This window comes from Paenibacillus sp. FSL H7-0690 (assembly GCF_037980415.1).
GTDB lineage: Bacteria > Bacillota > Bacilli > Paenibacillales > Paenibacillaceae > Paenibacillus_AQ > Paenibacillus_AQ odorifer.
On the sequence record NZ_CP150281.1, the window covers coordinates 6638069 to 6658769 of the forward strand.

The window sequence follows — 20701 nt, forward strand, 5'->3', positions numbered from 1 at the left end:
AAACTGTCTGTTGTCTTGAGGTTACACGATGATCAAACCGAAAAAGAGCGTCTAACACGGTTACCCGTATGTAGACGCTCTTAATGTCGTTTCGCTTTAGCTTTAGTCAGCTTACTTCTTATTCATCTTAAACATTAGGAACAGCTCATTATAATGAGCGAGCATCCGTTTGCCAAGGTTATCGTATACTTCAAGCCGGTCCGTAATTTCAGCAGGTGGATAGAACCGGGTATCCTCAGAAGTTTCCTCAGGAAGCAGCTCCAGCGCAGGAATGTTAGGCGTGGAATAACCTACATATTCTGCATTCTTAGCAGCAACGTCTGGGCGGAGCATGAAGTTGATGAACTGATGCGCTCCATCCACATTTTTCGCTGTCCGAGGGATAACCATGTTATCAAACCATTTGTTCGAGCCTTCTTCCGGCACTACATAATCCAGCTTATCATTCTCGTCCATGATCTCGGAAGCATCGCCGGACCAGACAATCCCAACCGCAGCTTCTTCATTTGCCAGCAGCATCTTGATCTCATCACCGACAATCGCCTTCACGTTAGGAGACAACTTGTTGAGCTTAGTCAGTGCTTCCTGCAGATGTGCCTCATCCTTGTCATTAACGGAATAATGCAGGCTGTTCAAGGCCATGCCCATCACTTCACGGGCTCCGTCCACCAGGAAGATGTTATTATGCAGTCTGCTGTCCCAAAGAGAATCCCAGCTGGTGAAGTCCATGCCTTTAGTCATTTCCGGATTGAAAATAATCCCGACGGTCCCCCAGAAATATGGCACAGAATATTTGTTACCCGGATCAAACGAAAGGTCCATAAAGCGTGAATCAATATTCTTTAGATTCGAAATCTTGCTATGATCCAGCGGGATGAGCAGATCTTCTTCTTTCATCTTGGCAATGGCATAATCCGAAGGGATTACAACATCAAAGGTAGTTCCGCCCTGCTCAACCTTGGTCAACATAGCTTCATTGGAATCGAAGGTTTGATAAATGACTGTTAAGCCGGTCTCTTTTTCAAATTCCTTCAATAGATCCGGATCGACATAGTCGCCCCAGTTATAGATAGTCAATGTGTTTCCACCCGAATATCCCTCTCTCGAATTCATCCAAGAGCCCAAGTACATGAGCGCAAATGCCGTGATAAGGATCGCCAGAAAAGCATTTATCAGCTGTTTCATCTAGGCACCCCCGCTTCTGCAACAGGCTCCGCCACAGCTTCTGCCGTGTTATGACGGTTTTTCTTAAGGGTCAGGAAGTAATAACCAACCACGAGCAGAATGGTGAACAGGAAGATCATTGTCGACAGCGCATTAATCGATAGCGACACCCCTTGCCGGGCTCTAGAGTATATCTCAACCGATAACGTCGAATAACCGTTGCCTGTTACGAAGAACGTAACCGCAAAGTCATCCAGTGAATACGTAAGCGCCATAAAAAATCCGCTGAATATCCCTGGTTTAATAATCGGCAAGATTACTTTAGTCAGCACATCCTTACGGCTTGCCCCAAGATCACGGGCTGCATCCGTCAATGTAGGGCTCATTTCCTGTAGATGCGGCAAAATCATCAATACAGCAATCGGCACGCTGAATGCAACGTGTGAAAGCAGAACAGACGCGAAACCCAGCTTGATGCCAGCTATGGTGAACAGGATAAGGAACGAAGCACCAATAATGACATCTGGACTGACGATCAGCACGTTATTCAGAGACAGCAAGGTGTTCTTGGCGCGGCGATTCTGCACACTTTTAATGGCCAGCGCACCAATAATAGCGATAAGGGTCGCAATAGCCGAGGATAGCAGCGCGATCACAAGCGTATTGATTACGATGATGATCAGGCGCTTATCTTGGACCACCTCACGGTAGTAATCCAGCGTGAAGCCCTCGAACTTATGCATCGTCCCCCCACTGTTGAACGAATAGTACATTAAATAGAAGATAGGAGCATACAGAACAATGAACACCAGAACTAGGTAGAGGTTAGAGAATCCATTTTTATTTCTCATTCCGCGCCCCTTTCCGCGATCCGCCTGTGATAATCATAAACAGCGCCATAATGGCAATCAGAAACACTGCAACTGTAGAACCCATGCCCCAGTCCTGAGTGACCAGGAAATGCTGCTCGATTGCGGTGCCCAGCGTAATGACCCTGTTGCCTGCAATCAGACGGGTGATCATAAACAGGGACAGCGCAGGTATGAATACTGCCATACAGCCTGAGCGTACTCCCGAAATGGTCAGCGGAAAAATAACACGTCTAAACGTGGTCCAGCCCGAAGCCCCCAAATCACGTGCCGCATCCAGCAAGGATAAATTCAAATCCTCCAAAGCGCTGTATATCGGCAGGATCATAAACGGAATAAAAATATAGACAGATACAAATACAAAACTGAAGCCCGTAAACAGAATTTGCTGTTCTCCGATTCCAAGCAGATCAAAGAAATTATTGATCGGACCAAATGTCCCGAATATCCCTATAAAAGCGTAGGTTTTTAGCAGCAAATTAATCCATGTCGGCAAAATAATCAGCAATAACCACAGCTGCTTATGTTTGGTTCTCGTCAACAGATAAGCCGCCGGATAGGCAACCAGCAAAGAGAATGCTGTAATCAGAAACGCGTACCAGAACGAGGTCAGCGTCATTTTTAAATATACAGGGGTGAAGAAACTGACGTAATTATCCAGAGTAATATGGCCATCCAAATCAAATAACGAATAATAGATGACAAGCACTACCGGTGCAATTACAAACAATGCGATCCAGAGGTAATAAGGGATGAGATAGTACGATTTGCCCTTATTCTTCATGACTCTCCACCTCGCCATAAGCTTCCAGACGTCTGTCGAATTCTTCCTCCGTTTCACCGAAACGCATAACATGAATCGCTTCCGGATCAAAATAAAGGCCAATTTCACTGCCTACAGTCGCCTTACGTGTAGAATGCACAAGCCATTCATGCCCGGATTCATCATAACAGCTGATTTCATAATGCACGCCCCGGAACAGCTGGGAATCAACCCGCACACGTAGTTTACCCTGTTCCAGCGTAGAAATTTCCAAATCCTCAGGACGAATAACAATCTCTACGGATTCATTCGGTTTAAGCCCGGCATCGAAACATTCGAAGCGGCGGCCGTTAAACTCCACCAGATAATCCTCGATCATAACTCCCGGCACAATGTTCGATTCGCCAATAAAATCCGCCACAAAACGGTTAATCGGCTCATCATAAATATCGTTAGGGGTGCCGCTTTGCTCGATTTTTCCTTTATTCATGACAAAAATCCAGTCGGACATCGCGAGTGCCTCTTCCTGGTCATGCGTTACAAAAATAAAGGTAATGCCTAACCGCTGCTGCATTTCCCGCAGTATGTACTGCATCTCCGTGCGCAGCTTGAGATCTAGCGCCGATAGAGGCTCGTCCAGCAGTAGAACCTGTGGCTCATTCACAATCGCCCGGGCAATGGCAACCCGCTGGCGCTGACCGCCGGACATTTCGTTAATCGCACGCTGCTCATAACCCACAAGGTTAACGAAGCTTAGCGCTTCCTGCACCTTCTTCGTGATAACATCCTTCTTAAGCTTCTTAATGCGCAGTCCGAAAGCCACATTCTCGAATACGTTCAGGTGTGGAAACAATGCGTAATCCTGAAATACCGTATTGACCTGCCGCTCATTGGCGGGAATGTGGTTAATTACTTTTCCATTTAAATAAATAGAACCGCTCGTTGGCTCAGCGAACCCGGCGATCAATCGAAGAATAGTCGTTTTACCACAGCCAGATGGACCAAGTAGTGTATAGAATTTGCCGCGCTCTATCTCAAAGCTGACTCCTTTTAACACCGGATCTTCGTCGTCATATTGCTTAGTAACTTCTTCAAATGAAATGATGGTACCTTCCTGAATAGCTATAGCTAACAACCTCCCTTACCTTAGTAATACAATACTATTTTACCCGCATCTTGCGGAGAACAATCGAAATGAGTATGCTCAGCGCTAATAAGCGACAATTTTCCCTCTCCTTCGACGCTCCAATAGATATAGCATATTAGATTGTACCATTATATGCGATAGCTTACATTGTTAAATGCTAAGCATAAACTTAACAAGTTTGTAAAAAGTCCAGTCTTCCCTGCCCTTTTTGAGGTGCTATAATGAAAACGAACTGAAAAGCCAGTGTGGTTTTCTTATTTTTGCGAAAGAAGATGAATGATAATGAACGAGGGGTTACTAGACCGCCTTGAAAAATATGGATTCTCGCTTTACATGATACGAATTACGCTTGCCGCATCACTATCCTGGGTAGCCGTACACAGTTTATATGGTGACCAATATTTATACTTTGCACCGCTTGCAGCCATTCTAATTACTCAAGCCAGTGTGAAGGCTTCACTTGAAAAAGGAATCTACCGCCTGATCGGCATTATTATCGGCGGAATCGTCAGCCTGATTGTAGGCCAATTCTTCGATGTAGGTGCATTTTCCATTCTGCTAATTCTGCTCATCGGGATTGGAATTGCCACAGCCTGTCGGATGAATATCCAAGCGGTTTCGCAGGTGGGGGTGACCTCGGTTCTGGCCCTTACCTTTTATCACAATGATTACGTGCTGTGGAGAGTCGCCGAAACCTTTATTGGTGTGCTCATTGCCTTGATCATCAATATGATTATCGTTCCACCGAACAGGTTCGTCAAGGTAAAAGCATTGGCACTCGATGGAAGCCTTCTACTTTCGGATGCTTTAAAAGGTCTCGTAGGCATAAGAAGAGATTCATCAAAGGATAATAATATGCTGGAGCAAGCAGGTAAACTGCTGTCTGCCAGCAATCAACAACAGAAGGAAATGTTCTATACCATTGCTCACTATCAGTGTCGTGGTGATCTAAAGGGACTTATACAAGCCACAGCACATCTAAAGACCATTCATTCCTATGTTAAAGAAATTGCCGACGATATTTGCTTGCTGCCAGCACATCATGCCAATTCTGACTGGATGCTGGAAGTGCTGGAGGCAACAGCCGATTGTATAGCTGTTTATGGTACCAAGACCTTATCCAAGGCTGAATGCCAACGTTCACTTACAGATTGTCTGCATCGTGCCCGCGACTTGCAGGCGGCCAGCTTCTCTGAACTGCAAGGACGGTGCTCACTGTCATCAGTTCGTGATCTAGGAGCGCTCTTCAGTCACTTAAACCGGGTACTCGAAGAAGTGGAACGCGCTAGTTCTGCTACTTACGTAGTTGCAGCTCGGCCTTCAACAGCTGAAATCACACGCGCTATACGCTTAATTAAAAAAGGACTCTCCCAGAAGCTCTAAGCTTGGGAGTGTCCTTTTTTTATGTTCAATCCCTATTAGACATAATGCCCTTTAGCACGATTGGTTACTACAACCATCCAACAAATTTAACTGACTGATTGTTTGGCAGCACGCCCTATCTTCACATTTACCAGTACAATACTGCTGACAATCAGCAATAATCCGATCACAAGGTTTATGGTAATCTGCTCTTTCAAAAAAACTACGCTGGTTGCTATCGAGATCAGGGGGATCAAGAAGGTGAATGAACCTACTTTTCCTGCTTCTCCTTCGTTAATCAGCTTGAAATAAATTAGCCAGCCCAGAGCAATAACAAAGATTGCGATAAACAAGGTATCCACAATAAAGGTTCCACTCCAGGTGATATCCGACCATTTCTCCGTAGCTGATCCCGAAAGTAGCAGAATGATGCCACCGATCGTGATTTGCATAGCCGTCATCCACAGCATATCCACACGTACAGCATTCCGTTTCATATATATTGTTCCTAATGCCCAGCTTAAGGCACTGGCTAAAGCCAACACAATTCCCCATATGGAGATACTCCCATTAATTCCGCCGATACTAAGAGAGGCTACCCCGAGAAAGCCAAGCAGCAAACCAGCCATTTTAAGCCCGTACATGCTCTCACCTAACCACAGCCAAGAAAAAATACCTAACAATACAGGCTGCAAAAATACAATCGATGAGAACAATCCCGCCGGAACATACTGCAAGCCAATTGTCTGAAATCCATAATAGAACACAATACTAAGTACCGCCGAGATCAGATAGATCGGCCAGAGCTGCTTGAAGCGAAGCTCCTTCACCTTGGGCAGTGCAATTAGAATCAGAATAATACCGCCTACGACGGTTCGAATACCTGCAAATAATAGAGGTGGAGCATAGTCTAAGGCGATTTTGGATATAGGCCAATTAATGCCCCATACAATCACCAAAAAAATAAGAAGGATCATACTTTTCTTCTGCTGATTCATTTGTTCACTTCCTTGGTGTAGATTCATCACAAATGATACAATAAACAAGAGCATAAATGAAATGAATAATAATCATAAGGGGCATATCATATTTGTTATGAACAATACTCAAATTCGTTTATTCGTCAAAATCGCCGAAAGCGGCAGCTTTACTAAAGCTGGTGTAGAACTGAATATGACACAGCCTGCGGTCAGCCGGGCGATCTCGTCCCTCGAAGCCGAATTAGACGTGAAGCTCTTGCTTCGAGACCGGCGTAATGGCCTGATGCTTACGGATATCGGCAAACGTATTCTTGTTATTTCCCGTGAAATTCTAATGGGCTTTGATAAGGTCAATCAGGAGATTTACGCGGAGAGAGGTCTTGAAAAAGGAAGTATCCGCATTGGAGCTTTCCCTGTGGCATCGGCTCATTTTCTACCGAAGATTATTAGCTCTATCACTAAAAGATATCCAAATATTACGATTAGCTTACAGGAGGGTTCTATCGCTGAAGTCAGAGAATGGCTGGATTCAAAAGAAATTGATGTTGGCTTATTGCTCGCTCCCAGTGCAGAATTCGAAACCATTCCATTATATAGAGAGAAATTGTTTGCCGTTTTTAGAGATGACCATCCCCTGCAAAAGCGATCCATTGTATGTGTGCAGGAATTAGCGAACGAGCCCATGTTGATTTGCAAAGCAGGATATGAACCGCCTGTTGTAGAGCTATTCCGCAGAAGTAATAGCCATCTGAATGTAAAATATGTGGTTAATAACTTTGCAACAGCTCTTAATATGGTTCAGGAGGGACTGGCGATCGGCGTGATGTCTGAACTGTCCTTGTTATCTCTGCCTCCAAATGTGGTTACCCGTGAGCTGCAACCGGATGCTTATAGAGATATCCAAATTGCGGTCAGCTCGCTTGCCGACACTTCAATTGCTGTAAAGCTCTTCATTGAGACAGCGCTGGATCTTTTCACTCAAAAATAAAATGGATTAATTAATAGATGATAAGGAGTGCTGAAGATGGACTTTAAAAGACTTGGAAATAGCGGATTACAGGTATCCGCATTAGGACTGGGAACGAACGCTTTCGGCAAACGTGCGGATCAAGAGACCTCCATTCAGATTGTACATGCTGCGCTCGATCATGGAATTAATTTCATAGATACTGCTAATATTTACGCTGGCTCAGAATCCGAGCGAATCATCGGTCTGGCCTTGGAAGGTAGGAGACATGAGGCTGTTCTCGCAACTAAAGCAGGTTTAGTCAAAAATGAGGGTCCTAACGGTAGCGGCTCCTCCCGTCGCCATTTGCTGCAGGAGCTTGAAGATAGCCTTCGCCGCCTTAAGACGGACTATATCGATCTATACCAGATTCATACCTTTGATCCCTATACGCCGCTTGAAGAAACCTTACGAACCTTGGACGATATGGTATCCTCGGGGAAAGTCCGTTATATCGGGGCCTCCAACTATACAGCATGGCAATTAATGAAGGCGATTGGGATTAGTGAAGCACGCAACTTCACCAAGTACACTTCAATTCAGTGCAGCTACTCCTTAGCAGACCGGACACCGGAGAATGAGCTCCTTTCGCTCTGCCTGGATCAAGGTGTAGGGATCATTCCATACTTTCCACTAGCTGGCGGGATTCTCACAGGCAAATATAATACAAGCGACTCAGCGCCATCGGGGTCCAGAGCAGATACCGATCCTAATTTCAAAAGATTCCTTGATGCTGACCGGATCAAGCTCGGAAGCCAAGTGAGTCAAATTGCTGAGGAAATGGAAACCTCATCTACCGCGCTCTCCTTAGCTTGGCTTATGAATCGGCCTGCCGTCTCGACGGTTATTGTCGGGGCTACACGTGTGGAACAGCTGGAACAAAATTTGCTTAGTACCTCACTTGTACTTAATGAAGAAACTTCGGCCAAGCTGGATGAAGCCAGTGATTCCTTCCGTTATCGCGAGCCGTTCGCTTTTTACCGGCTCCCATAGTCGTATGCTCTAACTTCTTACAAGGATGGAGGAAAGATTAATGACAACCTATACAGCTGACAGCATTCAAGGAATGCTTGAAGAGCATAAGAATTTTTTTAATAGCGGCGTAACTAAGGAGGTTTCTTTTCGTCTCCAGCAGCTGCTCAAGCTTAAGAATATTATTAAACAATACGAAGGACGTATCATCACCGCACTACAACAGGATTTAGGAAAAGGTGAGTTCGAAGCCTATGCCACAGAAATCGGCTTTACGCTGGACAGTATCGGCTACATGATGAAACATCTTAAGCGTTGGGCGAAGCCTGTAAAGGTTCGATCGCCGCTGCACTTATTTCCTGCAAAAAGTTATATTTTAAGTGAGCCTTACGGCACAACGCTCATTATTGGCCCGTTTAATTATCCATTTCAGTTGCTGATTGAGCCCCTGATCGGCGCCATTGCCGCTGGTAACTGCGCTGTCCTCAAGCCATCTGAGAGCACACCTGCCATCTCGTCCGTGGTTGAACAGCTTATTCAAGAGACCTTCGAGCCGCAGTATATCCGCGTAATTCAAGGGGAAAAAGAGACCACTAATTTGCTGATCCACGCCAAGTTTGATTATATTTTCTTTACGGGCAGTGTGCCTGTCGGCAAAATCGTAATGGAAGCGGCAGCGAAAAATTTAGTGCCTGTAACCTTGGAGCTTGGCGGGAAAAGCCCGGTTATTGTTGATAAGACCGCTAATCTTGATGTTGCAGCGAAACGGATTGTCTGGGGCAAGCTGCTGAACGCGGGCCAAACCTGTATCGCACCGGATTATCTATGGGTCCACAAGGATATTGCCAAAGAATTGATCACCAAACTCAAACATCACATCACTGAGTTCTACGGTCAGGATGCACAGCCTAATACAGATTATGGCCGGATCGTGAATGATCGCCAGCTGCAAAGACTTGCTGACCTCATTGCGCGAGATCAGAGCAAGGTGATTATGGGCGGCACCATCGTGCCAGAAGAACGTTATATTGAGCCTACTTTAATCTATCCTGCCACTTGGACGGATGCTGCTATGGAAGATGAGATCTTCGGTCCGATCCTCCCAATATTGGAATATCATCAATTGGATGAGGCCATTCAGAGTATTAATGAACATCCAAAGCCACTGGCACTATACCTATTTACGGAGGATAAGAGTGTAGAACATGAGGTGCTGTCCCGGGTCTCATTCGGGGGAGGGTGTATCAATGATACGATCTCACATGTGGCGAGCACTTATCTTCCGTTTGGTGGAGTAGGAAACTCAGGAATCGGGGGTTATCACGGGAAGTATAGCTTTGAGGTCTTCTCCCATCGTAAAAGCATCGTCAAGCGAGGCACACGGATCGACCTCGGAATCGTATATCCACCTTATGGCAATAAAGTGAAGCTGGTTCGAAAAGTAATGAAATAAACAAAGCAGCAAACCTCCCATGATCGGGAGGTTTGCTGCTTATCAGGGTAACTACGCAAACAGCTCTAACAATTTCTCAACACTTATCTCTGCGGTGGAAGCCAGACATAGATCCGCGGTCCCGGTTACGAGCGCCACTCCAGCTCCCACTGACCTCATACCAGCAGCATTAATTGCGGCTATTCCTTCCTCGGTATCCTCAATCGCCACACAGCAGTCTGGGGATATGCCCAGCATCTCCGCAACCTGCAAGTGAATCTCTGGATCTGGCTTGCTTCTACGCAAGTTGCCAGGGTCAGCCACCGCCTGAAACCAATGCCCGATCTGCAAGCGTTCGAGAATCAGCAGCGCATTCTCATTCACTGAAGCCAGTCCGATAGCAATCCCTCTTTGCTGCAAATCGGACAACACGCTGTGGATACCCGGATACAGCTCAGCAGGCGTCATTTGCTGAACCAGCTGTCTATACTTCTCGTTCTTTTTGTTGCAGAGCATTCCCTTTACCGGTTGCGGCAAATTCAGTCCACTACTCTCCAGAATGACTTCTAAAGATTCCATTCGACTTAGGCCCTTAAGACTCTTATGCTTCTCTCGATCAAAAGAAAGCGCAAGCTCATCCGCCAGATCCTTCCAAGCCTCATAATGATACTCTCCAGTATCAGTAATTATCCCGTCCAGCTCGAAAATAACAGCTTCAAGCTGCTTCACATTCGAAAGCCTCAGCGGCTTCTGTGCAGACAACTGTATAAGGTTTCCCTTATGCATAATCTCAAGCTCTTCGCCCTCCAGCAGCGTATAGATCACTTCTGTATCACTCACAAAAATATCCAACAGCTGTCCAGCGCATGTTATTTTAAACCGATAGCTCTCCCACTGCGCTGGCACACTAGGATTAAATGATAACATCCCGCCGCATAAGCGCATGCCACCAAAACCATTCACAATCGACAGCCAGGAGCCTGCCATAGCAGCAGTGTGCAGTCCATCCTTTACGTTGCGGTTGATATCATCCAAGTCCATCCGTACCGTGCGGTCAAAATAGGAATAGGCTCCCGTCAAATCACCAATCTCAGCAGAGATTATACTGTGAATACACGGTGACAATGAAGAATCATGCGTCGTCAGCGGCTCATAATAATTATAATTCCGGATCTTATCCGCCAAGCTGAATTGGTCACCCAGTAGAAACATCGCCATTACCAAGTCCGCCTGTTTCAACACCTGATGACGGTAAATTACCAGCGGATGGTAGTTGAGCAGCAGCGGATATTTGTCAGCTGGTGTATGCTCGAAATCCCATTTTTTCTTGGAGAGAAACGTGTCGTCTTGAGCATAAATGCCAAGTCCCTCATCAAAGGGGATAAACATTTTGTCCGCCGCTTCCAGCCACACTAATATCTCATGCTCAGTCAGACCGATTTTTTGCTTCAGGCGTTCAAAATGCTCAGGATACTGCTTAGACAATATCCCTGCCATCTCGTGTGCATAATAAAGCTGATCCTGTACCATAAAGTTGGTGTATGCATTATTGTTGACGATAGCTGTATATTCATCAGGACCGGTTACTGCATCAATACAAAAGACACCGCCCCTAGCCGGATTAAAGTACCCCAAGTCCAACCAAAAGCGGGAAGTTTCGAATAAAATTTCCGCTCCCTTCGTAACCAAAAAATCATAATCTCCGGTAGCCAGTACATACTGCTTGATGGCATACGCAATATCCGCATTAATATGCATTTGCGCCGTGCCTGCCGGGAAATACGCAGAGTTCTCTGCCCCGTCTATAGTCCGCCAAGGGAACAAGGCTCCCTTCTGCGACATTACCGCTGCACGCTCCCTTGCTTTGTCTAACGTGGCATAACGAAATTCGAGCAGCTTTCGGCTAATCTCCGGCTGTGTGAACGTAAAGAAGGGCAGCATATACATCTCGGTATCCCAGAAATAGTGCCCTTCGTATCCTTCACCCGTTAATCCCTTGGCTCCAATATTCGTAACCCCATCACGGCCTACGGATTGAAGCAGTTGAAAAGCATTAAAGCGAATGCCCTGCTGAAGCGCAAGATCACCATGAATCTCCACATCCGTATGTGCCCAGTATCGATCCAGATAAGCCTGCTGTTCCTGGGCAAGCGCTTCAAACCCGCTATGGTCTGCTAAGTGTAATATTTCAGTACTTCTACTAAGTAGTTCGTCTTCTGGATAATCTTTAGAGGTATGGTAAGAGATATATTTGGTTAGTGAGACGCTTTCCCCACGCTCCACCGGGACGACAAACTGCATGGATAATTTCTGCCCCTCATGCTGCACGATCCTTTTATCCTCAGATCTTGAATCGAGCTTATGACTTACCCCTGTTAATAAGGCAAACTGGGTATGCCGCGTCCTCTGCTTCATCCATAAGAAGGACTGTCCCGGTTCATGACCGGTATCCTCCAGGAGCAGACTGGGCTCCTTGCCTCCCGAGCCCAATCTGGGATCATCCGTTACCTTAGGTTTTTGGATCTTGCCGTCGATGGATGAAGTGAAGGTAAGCACTCCGCTGAAATTCAGCGCTTTAACCTCATAATCTATCGCCGCCAGATGTTTGTGCTGCAAAGTCACCATCCGCCGGATATGAAGCTGTACCCGGTGACCAGCTGGAGATTCCCAATCTACCTGCCGATGCAGAACCCCGCTTCGCATATCCAGCTTTCGTTCATAATGATGCACTTGCCCACTGTTTAACTGAAAGGTCTGCCCTTCAATATTCAGTTCAATAATCTTGGCATCTGTTACGTTCAGCATCGCTTGATTGCGGGATGGATATCCGTACGCTCCTTCTGGATATACAATGGGCTCCGAATCAAAAAAACCATTCAAATAATTGCCTGTTACAGACGAGCCTGAGCTGCCGTGGTAACCTTCTTCGAAATTACCGCGCATACCAATATATCCATTGCCAAGAGCAAAAATACTCTCGCTTCTTTGATTGTTCTCTTCACTATAAGCTTCCTCATCAAGACTCCACTCCCGGTAAGGATATACCGCCGCCGGATGTACGTATGGTTTCATCTTCATCTCTCTAAGCTCCCCCTGATCACAGTTTCATTCGGGTTCTAAATCATTAACCTTTCACCGACCCACCCATAAGCCCTCTGACGAAATACTTTTGCAGCAGGAAAAAAATAGCGAGCGGCATCAGCATAGAGATAAATGCAGCCGAAGTAAGTAAATGCCAATCGTTGCCTCGTGAGCCTACTAAATCGGCAATTTTCATCGACATGACTTGCACAGACGGTTGATTGCCGATAAAAATCAATGAGACTAAATAGTCATTCCACACCCACAGGAATTGGAATATCCCGATAGAAGCCAGTGCTGGCACTGATAGAGGCAGAATTAGCCTACTGAATATAGTGAAATGACTTGCCCCATCCATGAAAGCCGATTCGAACAAATCCTTCGGCAATTGACTGATAAAGTTGTACATAAAGTACGTAACCAGCGGTAATCCAAAAGCCGTATGCGCCAGCCAAATTCCCAGATAACTTCCGTTTAGCCCAAGTGCGGTATAATCCTTAAGCACTGGAATAAGCGCAACCTGTATCGGAATGACGAGCATTGCAATAATGATTACAAAAAGGATTCTGCGCCCAGGAAACCGCAGCCAGGCAAAAGCATATGCAGCAAAAGAAGCGATCAGCACCGGAATAACTGTTGCTGGAACAGCAATCGTTAGCGTATTCCAGAAGGCCTGTGACAATCCGGAGCCTTTTTGCACCGTTTCACTACCATCAGCCTGTTTCAGCTTGTATTCCTTACCGGAAAGCACATTATTATAGTTATCCAGCGTGAGATCCGGTGTCATCTTCCAACCTTGTATCTGTTCATTTACGGTACGCGCTCTACGATTCTCCCACATAAGCCGGCTGCCATCTGCCTTCACGCCAGCCTTCAGCTCATCATCTGTATAAGTTTTACCGTTCACCTCAATTGGCTCCCGAAGATCCACATCCTTGGATAGCTGAATCGTCTCTCCAGCCTTCCACTCCTGATGAGGAAAAGCTTTCCACCATCCGGTCTGCAGAATGTCAGCAGCCGGACGGAAGGAGGAAATAAATAGCCCAAGAGTCGGAAGCAGCCAAATAAAACAGATCACACCCAACACGATATTTACAACCGTTTTGCTGCCTTTTCTCTTCTTTTTGCCAGCCATTAGAATCCCCCCTGCTTACGGAACTGACGTAGATTGATTATGATTACAGGCAGCACCGCGATCAGTAGAACAATAGCCAGCGTGGAGCCGTAGCCGAAATTACGGTACATAAAGAATTGCCGGTAGAACTGTGTAGCAACAACCTCTGTATCGTATTGACCTCCTGTCATCACCATGACGACGTCAAATATTTTCAACGTAAAGACGATAATGGTCGTTGTCACTGTCAGAATGGTTGATGAAATATATGGAATCATGATTCCAAAGAAAATCTTCACCTCATTTGCTCCATCCACTCGTGCAGCTTCCAAAATGTCGTCAGGAACCCCTTTGATTGCTGCCGAGAAAATCACCATTGCAAATCCCGTCTGCATCCAGATCAAAATAATAATGAGGAAAAAGTTATTCCACGGCTGAAGCATACTCGTCCAGGCTTGGGGTTCTCCCCCAAAATAAGTAACGATTGCGTTCAACAGCCCGATTTGTTCGTCACCCGGTTGATAGTAATAAACGAATTTCCAAATGACTCCTGCCGCTACAAAGGAAATAGCCATCGGCATAAAGATGATCGATTTGGCGATTTTCTCATAGCTGCTGCGATCGGCAAGAATAGCAATTAAGAGCCCGAATGCTACACAAGCAAGCGTGCCAACGAATACCCAAAGTAAATTGTTACGCAATGCCGTTGCCATCAGATGATCGCTAAAGATCGCTGCATAATTGCTCAGACCCACAAATTTTTCTGAAGAAGCATTAAAAAAGCTCAAATATAATGTTCGCAGTGCAGGCAGGACCAGTAACCAGCCCAGAATAATCACTGCCGGACCAATAAAGATATAAGGCAGCACCTTACGCCGGATATGATCCGGGTACTGCTCAACCGCCCACGTCAGCGTATAGTAAATCAGATAAACACCTAGAACTCCCCAGAGGACAGCCAGAACCGCTGTTAGCAGCGGATTTAATGTGGAATCCCGGAAGAATAAAAAGATTGCGCCGTTAACAACAATATTCGCTAATAACACAACTAGGGACAGCATTACCGCCTTCAGGCTGACGGTTGGCCTAGCTTGTGGTTGTGTTGGCATTTGTGGCTGTGGCTGTGATTGTGCACCCATATTAGCTCCAGCTCCTCCTATAAGTTTTGCGGAGCAAAACTCTTATCATAAGCATCGAACTCACTAGTTAGAAAACAAAAAGAGGGGCAGACAATCCTCTTTTCTCACTGCCCCTCTTTTTACTGTGCGCTTTAAATATTAGGTTAGTTGTTCCAGCCGGACTGGATTTGTTCCAAGGCTTGATCCAGTGTCGCTGTACCGCTCACATAGTCGGTCATCCCTTTCCAGAAGGTGCCTGCACCCACTTTACCTGGCATCAAATCAGAGCCATCAAAACGCAGTGTGGAAGCATCTTGAACCAACTTCGCCATCCGGCGATCGGATTCAGAGGTATACCAATCAAGGGAAGCATCATTCATAGGAGCAATTACGCCGCCAGATTGTACCCAGCTCTTAATCGACTCTCCAGTGGTGAAGAATTCCATGACTGCACGAACCTCTGGACGATCGTTGAACATAGCGTAAATATCACCTGCAACCAGCACTGGTTTACCATATTGTGCATCAATTGGCGGCAAGTAGAACCAATCATAATCCTGATCAACCTTTGCCGTTTCAGGGAAGAAGCTTGTAATAAAGTTACCGAGCATATTAAACCAGGCTTTAGGCGGATCAGTGAACATTGGCGCTGGGGCATCCCCGAAGGATGTTGTCACGATAGACTTAGCACCACCGTAAACATAATCCTTGTTAAGCCAAATTTTAGACATGATTTCAACAGCATTTTTTACTTCTGGTGAAGTAAATGGCAGTTCACCTTTTACCCACTTATCGTAGTTCTCAGGCGTAGTCGTACGAAGCATTATATTTTCGACCCAGTCTGTTGCTGGCCAACCCGTTGCAGCACCGCTCTCAATGCCAATAGCCCAGGCAGGATCGCCATCCTTGGCAATTTGTTCAGTGAGTGCCATCAGCTCATCCCAAGTTTCAGGAACCTTGTAACCTGCATCATCAAATTGTTTCTTTGGATACCATACCAAGCTCTTTACATTACTGCGGTTCCAAATCCCCGCCATGATCTTCCCGTCTTTTCCGTCCATCGTAGACATATCGAGCCAGCTCTTGTTGTAATTAGCCGTCAATTTGTCTTGATCCAGCACACTGGTCAAATCGATAACCTTGCCCGTCTTAGCAATCGATGCCAGCAATCCCGGCTGCGGGAAGTCAGCGATATCAGGAGCATTTCCGCCGTCCACCCTAATATTTATTGTTGCTTCGAACTCCTTGGAGCCCTCGTATTGAATATCGATCCCTGTCTTCTCTTCAAATTCTTTAATGCTGCTCTCAAATTTCACTTGGTCAGCATCTACGAAGGGTCCAAACATGGTTACTTTAGTCCCTTTATATTCACCTTTCATCGCTAAATCTAACGGGGAACCCGAAGGTTCAGCACTAGGTGTATTTGTCGCTTTCTCGGTGTTATCTGCTGTTGGGCTGACTGTTGCCGCCGGTGGATCTGTAGGCGCCGCATTATTGTTGCCTCCGCCGCATGCGCTCAGCGTCATTGTGAAGGATAAACACAGTACTAAAGCCAACGACTTTTTACGTCCTGAGATCTTCTTCATCTTTTGTACATCCCCTTTAATGGTTATAGAGATAACATCTTATTCAATCATCCGGGCACCCTGGCATGTATTAGCAGCTTGTAGCAGATCACCTCCTTGCAAAGCTTTTCAGAAGACAGGTAAATATCCTAAAATCAAACTCCATCACAAATGTAATTTAATAATAGCGCTTACATTTTTTATATTATCATAATTAGTAACCGTTTCCAATCGGAAAATGAGATGTTTTTCATAAGAATTCATACTATTTTCTATCCTAACATTTAAATTTTAATTAAGACCGATACATGGCTCTGAAAAGCTTTTCAGAAGAAGGTCACAAAAATAAAGAGCCTTTATTTTTCCCGCGTGGATTCCCGCACAATCAGCTTATGCTCCATCTTTTCATTCAATACCTGGACACCACCTGTTGTGAGCAATTCATGCAGCATCTCCGCCGCACGATACCCTAACTCATAAATCGGCTGCGCAATCGTGGTCAGCTTTGGAATGAACATACTCGACATCCGCAAATTATCAAATCCAATCACAGATACCTGACCCGGAACTAGAATATTACGATCCTTCAGATAAGAAATCGTCCCCATTGCAAATTCGTCAGCAACACAGAAAACGGCGGTCAGCTCGGGATAATCAGTAAACAACTCATGCGCAGCTTGATAAGCGTGTTCGAACCTGTGATTGGCATATTTGCTCTTCACAATATTCTGCTGTAGTCCAAACTCTGTTAATGCCCTTACAAAACCTTCATAACGAGGCGGGCCGGATACGGAGTTATCATGGTTAAAACCAATCATGCCAATGTCCTTATGCCCTAAATCAATCAGAAACTTTACCGCATCGTAAGCCGCCTGTTCATCATCCACCTCCACAGATGGAATGTCGTACTCATCAGAATGCGAGGATACCAACACAAAAGGAATTCTACAACCGACTAATTTGTCATGTGTCTCAGGATAAAGGACATCACTGGCGAACACGATCCCATCCACCTGCTTCTCATGAAAGTTATCGATGTAAGACAGCATCCGTTCTTTGTCGCGGTCCGTATTGCAGATCATTAAACTGTATCCGAGCTTGATGCATGCATCCTGCATTCCCCGAATAACCCCTGCGAAATACAGGTTCTCAATATCCGGAATCAGCAGGCCCAGTGTAAAAGACTTCTTGTAGATCAGGCCGCGTGCAAACGCATTTGGTTGATATTGCAAACGTTCTACAGCCTCCATCACTCGATTCCGTTTGCTCTCTACGACCGTATTCGGTGCATTCATAACCCGCGATACGGTGCTGATCGACACCTCCGCCATTCTGGCAACATCTCTTATGGTTGGCTTCATAACGATAACTTCCTTTTTTTCAGGTAACTTTTCGATGTGATTATAGCAAGCCCGTTAAGAAATAACAACAGATATTTTAAAGCGCTTACATTTTCTTTTAAAGACATACTTATTCCTTATCTAATCATTACAAAGTGCGTATAACTTACTTAAAGTGTGTATATAGTTTTATTACATGGTATACTAGGCGAGTAGCAATATTCGCAGCTACAAATACTGCTCTAGACTATCTGAGCGTTTATTATAGGAGGGATTACATTGAAGCAACAGCGCGATATTCGATTCTCCGTACTGGACTTAGCCTCTATTGTGGAGGGTGGCACAGCGGCAGACTCTTTTCATAACTCTTTAGCTTTAGCTCAACATGCTGAGGCATGGGGCTATCACCGGTATTGGTTTGCTGAGCATCACAACATGATTGGTGTTGCCAGTTCTGCTACCTCACTCTTAATTGGCCACATTGCTGGCGGCACAAAAAGCATACGCGTAGGCTCTGGAGGCATCATGTTGTCCAACCACGCACCACTTGTCATTGCGGAACAATTCGGGACCCTCGAATCCCTATATCCAGGACGGATTGATTTAGGACTGGGCAGAGCCCCAGGATCCGATCAACCGGCTTCCCGTGCGCTACGCCGTGGTCTCGGAAGCGACGGCAGTGACTTCCCCGAGCAGTTAAGTGAGCTCAGAGCCTACTTCGATCCTGCAGGTGCAGGATCACGACCGGCTGGGGTTCGTGCTGTTCCTGGTGAAGGCTTGAATATCCCCATCTGGCTGCTGGGCTCCAGCGGTTTTAGTGCTCAGCTGGCAGGGAAGCTAGGTTTACCTTTTGCTTTCGCCAGCCATTTCGCACCAGAATATTTACTACAAGCTTTACACATCTATCATAGTAATTTCCGTCCTTCAGCAGCACTCGACAAGCCTTATGTGATGGTCGGAGTTGGTATTACAGCAGCCGATACCGTGAATGAGGCAAGACGACTGGCTACCTCGCAGCAGCAGCAATTCCTTAATATCATCCGCGGACGTACGGGGAAGTTACAACCACCGGTTGATAGTATGGAGGGGCTATGGACGATGCAAGAAAAAGCAGCCATGCTTGAGAAACAGCGTTACTCTTTCGCTGGTGATAAAGCAGCAATTAAAGAACGGCTTCAAGAAATCCTGCAAGAGACACAGGCCGATGAATTGATTGTTTCTGGTGGAATTTATGATCCTAACGCTCGTCTACGCTCTTATGAGATTGTAGCCGACGCTATGAAGGAAATCTAATTTATCATCATAATTAAGGCAAGACGATAGGTCTGGTATCGGGGTTTGAGCCCTATTCCAGATGTATGTCTTGCCTTTTTATTTTGCATTCATAATCGTTCTCAATAAAACACAATAAAAACAATGAATTACATAAAAATAAAGAGTTAAATAGAGAGAACTGGTGTAAAACCATTAATATAATTGATATTTGATCAAATATGATGGATTTCCTTCTAATATCCCATTTTTGTTTAGATATTATTTTGATTATACTTTAGTTATTCGCTATAACGAACGAATTGGCGGTATATCTCTACCCTCTCCTTCCACTTTCACGGAGATTCCTGTATACGCACAAGAAAGTGGTTCTGTGAGATACTACTTATTTCGACAATGTTTGATGAAAAATCCGATTAGAAGAGAAGAATTTGCCGGAAGCCCGCAAATGATGTCTACAAAATTTAATATGGGGTTCAGGAGAAAGGAGCGAGTAAAGTGAAGAAGAAATATCGCTCGGCTTTCATAGCTGCTTATATCCTGACTATTCTAGCAGGAGTCATCTGGCATGCTGGCGGAGTTAGTGCGCAAGATACCATTAAGCTTACGGTGAATTCGCATACGACAAGCACAGCCACCATGAACAATATGCAGCCTGGTGATGAAACGAACTCAGAATACACAATTATTAACGCAGGTAGTGAGGGCTTTAATTACTATGTGGACTTCAAATTCATCTCTGGAGACGCAGAATTATACGATATTCTCCAAATGACACTCGAAAAAGAGGGAGTAATCATCTATTCAGGGGTGATGAGTGAGGCTGCCGGAAGAGTTGCCATCGGTTCACTTGCCGGGGGAGAACAAAGTGTAATTCAAATGGATGTAATTTTCCCGTGGGAAGCAGGGAACGAATATCAAGGGAAAACCACCACTGTAGCCTTTGAGTTCTCCGCTTCTGGAGGACCGGAGCCATCCGCTCAACCTAGTCCTTCACCGACAGCGACGGCCACAGCTCAGCCTACACCGGAGCCATCACCTACAGCGACTGCTACACCTACTGTAGTGCCAACTACGACACCTACTGCCACGGCTACAGCTACACCTGAAGCTTCACCGACCGCAACAGCTTCACCAACCACGACGGCTACTTCGCCAACGGCAACAGCAGCTGCCACACCAGGGCAATCAACGACGCCAACACCATCGCCAATACCTACAGCTTCACCAGTAGTAGATGAAATTAGTGTCACTGAAGCGCCGATCCCACTGGGTGGAGGCGATAATGAGCCGACAGCATCACCAAGTGCCGGCAGCCAAACTACCAGTGCAACACCGCAGCCAAGCAATGAAATCGCCCTGCCTGATGATGAGCTTCCACTGGGAGCACCAGAGGTTGGCAACAAGCTTCCAAATACCGCTGAGCCTTGGTATAACTTGATTCTTGCCAGCTTAGCCATTGCGGTACTCAGCGTGATTATCATGCGCAGATTGAAATCGAAGAAATAACCACATT

At 45.7% G+C, this 20701-nt stretch carries 16 protein-coding genes; 6 read left to right on the forward strand and 10 right to left on the reverse strand.

Going from position 1 to position 20701, the window contains the following annotated elements:
• Window positions 1-111: 111 nt before the first annotated feature.
• The 4 genes from MHI32_RS29215 to MHI32_RS29230 are packed head-to-tail and all read right to left on the reverse strand — an operon-like array spanning window position 112 to window position 3916.
• Entirely contained in the window at window positions 112-1185 is a 1074-nt protein-coding gene (locus tag MHI32_RS29215; protein WP_076132686.1) for an ABC transporter substrate-binding protein, read from the reverse strand.
• On the reverse strand, window positions 1182-2015 hold the full coding sequence (locus MHI32_RS29220; protein WP_076099717.1) for an ABC transporter permease: 834 nt from the start codon (window positions 2013-2015) through the stop codon (window positions 1182-1184). The genes MHI32_RS29215 and MHI32_RS29220 overlap by 4 nt, the downstream gene beginning before the upstream one ends.
• Window positions 2005-2817 (reverse strand): ABC transporter permease, encoded by an 813-nt coding sequence (locus MHI32_RS29225; RefSeq protein ID WP_036682096.1) that lies wholly within the window; start codon window positions 2815-2817, stop codon window positions 2005-2007. Before MHI32_RS29225 ends, MHI32_RS29220 begins: the two co-directional genes overlap by 11 nt.
• Window positions 2807-3916 (reverse strand): ABC transporter ATP-binding protein, encoded by a 1110-nt coding sequence (locus MHI32_RS29230; protein WP_036682445.1) that lies wholly within the window; start codon window positions 3914-3916, stop codon window positions 2807-2809. The genes MHI32_RS29225 and MHI32_RS29230 overlap by 11 nt, the downstream gene beginning before the upstream one ends.
• 309 nt (window positions 3917-4225) lie before the next feature.
• Between MHI32_RS29230 and MHI32_RS29235 the strand changes: the two genes are divergently transcribed.
• Window positions 4226-5326 carry an FUSC family protein gene (locus MHI32_RS29235; RefSeq protein WP_052097383.1) on the forward strand — a complete coding sequence of 367 codons (1101 nt, stop codon included), beginning with the start codon at window positions 4226-4228 and terminating at the stop codon, window positions 5324-5326.
• A gap of 86 nt (window positions 5327-5412) precedes the next feature.
• Here the strand turns inward: MHI32_RS29235 and MHI32_RS29240 are convergent, their stop codons facing one another.
• Complete coding sequence (locus MHI32_RS29240) at window positions 5413-6303, reverse strand: DMT family transporter (protein ID WP_036682097.1); 891 nt, start codon at window positions 6301-6303, stop codon at window positions 5413-5415.
• Window positions 6304-6364: 61 nt separating this feature from the next.
• Between MHI32_RS29240 and MHI32_RS29245 the strand changes: the two genes are divergently transcribed.
• From MHI32_RS29245 to MHI32_RS29255, 3 genes are read left to right on the forward strand one after another with little or no spacing between them, the layout of a single operon-like run.
• On the forward strand, window positions 6365-7273 hold the full coding sequence (locus MHI32_RS29245; protein ID WP_340011569.1) for a LysR family transcriptional regulator: 909 nt from the start codon (window positions 6365-6367) through the stop codon (window positions 7271-7273).
• Between the two features lie 36 nt (window positions 7274-7309).
• Window positions 7310-8284, forward strand: a complete 975-nt coding sequence (locus tag MHI32_RS29250; RefSeq protein ID WP_076278279.1) for an aldo/keto reductase — start codon at window positions 7310-7312, stop codon at window positions 8282-8284.
• A 40-nt stretch (window positions 8285-8324) separates the two neighbouring features.
• Complete coding sequence (locus MHI32_RS29255) at window positions 8325-9716, forward strand: aldehyde dehydrogenase (protein ID WP_076124060.1); 1392 nt, start codon at window positions 8325-8327, stop codon at window positions 9714-9716.
• Between the two features lie 51 nt (window positions 9717-9767).
• On the opposite strand, the gene pgmB is transcribed toward MHI32_RS29255, so the two are convergent.
• From pgmB to MHI32_RS29280, 5 genes are all read right to left on the reverse strand, one after another.
• Window positions 9768-12773: a beta-phosphoglucomutase gene (gene pgmB / locus MHI32_RS29260; protein ID WP_340011572.1), complete on the reverse strand. Its 3006-nt coding sequence runs from the start codon at window positions 12771-12773 to the stop codon at window positions 9768-9770.
• A gap of 46 nt (window positions 12774-12819) precedes the next feature.
• Complete coding sequence (locus tag MHI32_RS29265) at window positions 12820-13911, reverse strand: carbohydrate ABC transporter permease (RefSeq protein WP_076124061.1); 1092 nt, start codon at window positions 13909-13911, stop codon at window positions 12820-12822.
• Entirely contained in the window at window positions 13911-14999 is a 1089-nt protein-coding gene (locus MHI32_RS29270; protein WP_036682450.1) for a sugar ABC transporter permease, read from the reverse strand. Before MHI32_RS29270 ends, MHI32_RS29265 begins: the two co-directional genes overlap by 1 nt.
• A gap of 173 nt (window positions 15000-15172) precedes the next feature.
• Window positions 15173-16594, reverse strand: a complete 1422-nt coding sequence (locus MHI32_RS29275; RefSeq protein ID WP_036682109.1) for an ABC transporter substrate-binding protein — start codon at window positions 16592-16594, stop codon at window positions 15173-15175.
• A 335-nt stretch (window positions 16595-16929) separates the two neighbouring features.
• Entirely contained in the window at window positions 16930-17934 is a 1005-nt protein-coding gene (locus MHI32_RS29280) for a LacI family DNA-binding transcriptional regulator (RefSeq protein WP_036682112.1), read from the reverse strand.
• Between the two features lie 258 nt (window positions 17935-18192).
• On the opposite strand from MHI32_RS29280, the gene MHI32_RS29285 reads away from it, so the two are divergent.
• Window positions 18193-19206 (forward strand): LLM class flavin-dependent oxidoreductase, encoded by a 1014-nt coding sequence (locus MHI32_RS29285; protein WP_081383185.1) that lies wholly within the window; start codon window positions 18193-18195, stop codon window positions 19204-19206.
• Window positions 19207-19683: 477 nt separating this feature from the next.
• Complete coding sequence (locus MHI32_RS29290; RefSeq protein WP_076191684.1) at window positions 19684-20694, forward strand: hypothetical protein; 1011 nt, start codon at window positions 19684-19686, stop codon at window positions 20692-20694.
• Window positions 20695-20701 lie beyond the last annotated feature (7 nt).

Excerpts from the sequence above, each read along its gene's own strand:
- MHI32_RS29225 (WP_036682096.1), bottom strand. The coding sequence starts at position 2,817 with ATGAAGAATAAGGGCAAATCGTACTATCTCATCCCTTATTACCTCTGG.
- MHI32_RS29240 (WP_036682097.1), bottom strand. The coding sequence starts at position 6,303 with ATGAATCAGCAGAAGAAAAGTATGATCCTTCTTATTTTTTTGGTGATT.
- MHI32_RS29265 (WP_076124061.1), bottom strand. The coding sequence starts at position 13,911 with ATGGCTGGCAAAAAGAAGAGAAAAGGCAGCAAAACGGTTGTAAATATC.
- pgmB (WP_340011572.1), bottom strand. The coding sequence starts at position 12,773 with ATGAAGATGAAACCATACGTACATCCGGCGGCGGTATATCCTTACCGG.
- MHI32_RS29215 (WP_076132686.1), bottom strand. The coding sequence starts at position 1,185 with ATGAAACAGCTGATAAATGCTTTTCTGGCGATCCTTATCACGGCATTT.
- MHI32_RS29250 (WP_076278279.1), top strand. The coding sequence starts at position 7,310 with ATGGACTTTAAAAGACTTGGAAATAGCGGATTACAGGTATCCGCATTA.
- MHI32_RS29270 (WP_036682450.1), bottom strand. The coding sequence starts at position 14,999 with ATGCCAACACAACCACAAGCTAGGCCAACCGTCAGCCTGAAGGCGGTA.
- MHI32_RS29280 (WP_036682112.1), bottom strand. The coding sequence starts at position 17,934 with ATGAAGCCAACCATAAGAGATGTTGCCAGAATGGCGGAGGTGTCGATC.
- MHI32_RS29235 (WP_052097383.1), top strand. The coding sequence starts at position 4,226 with ATGAACGAGGGGTTACTAGACCGCCTTGAAAAATATGGATTCTCGCTT.
- MHI32_RS29255 (WP_076124060.1), top strand. The coding sequence starts at position 8,325 with ATGACAACCTATACAGCTGACAGCATTCAAGGAATGCTTGAAGAGCAT.
- MHI32_RS29245 (WP_340011569.1), top strand. The coding sequence starts at position 6,365 with ATGAATAATAATCATAAGGGGCATATCATATTTGTTATGAACAATACT.
- MHI32_RS29275 (WP_036682109.1), bottom strand. The coding sequence starts at position 16,594 with ATGAAGAAGATCTCAGGACGTAAAAAGTCGTTGGCTTTAGTACTGTGT.
- MHI32_RS29220 (WP_076099717.1), bottom strand. The coding sequence starts at position 2,015 with ATGAGAAATAAAAATGGATTCTCTAACCTCTACCTAGTTCTGGTGTTC.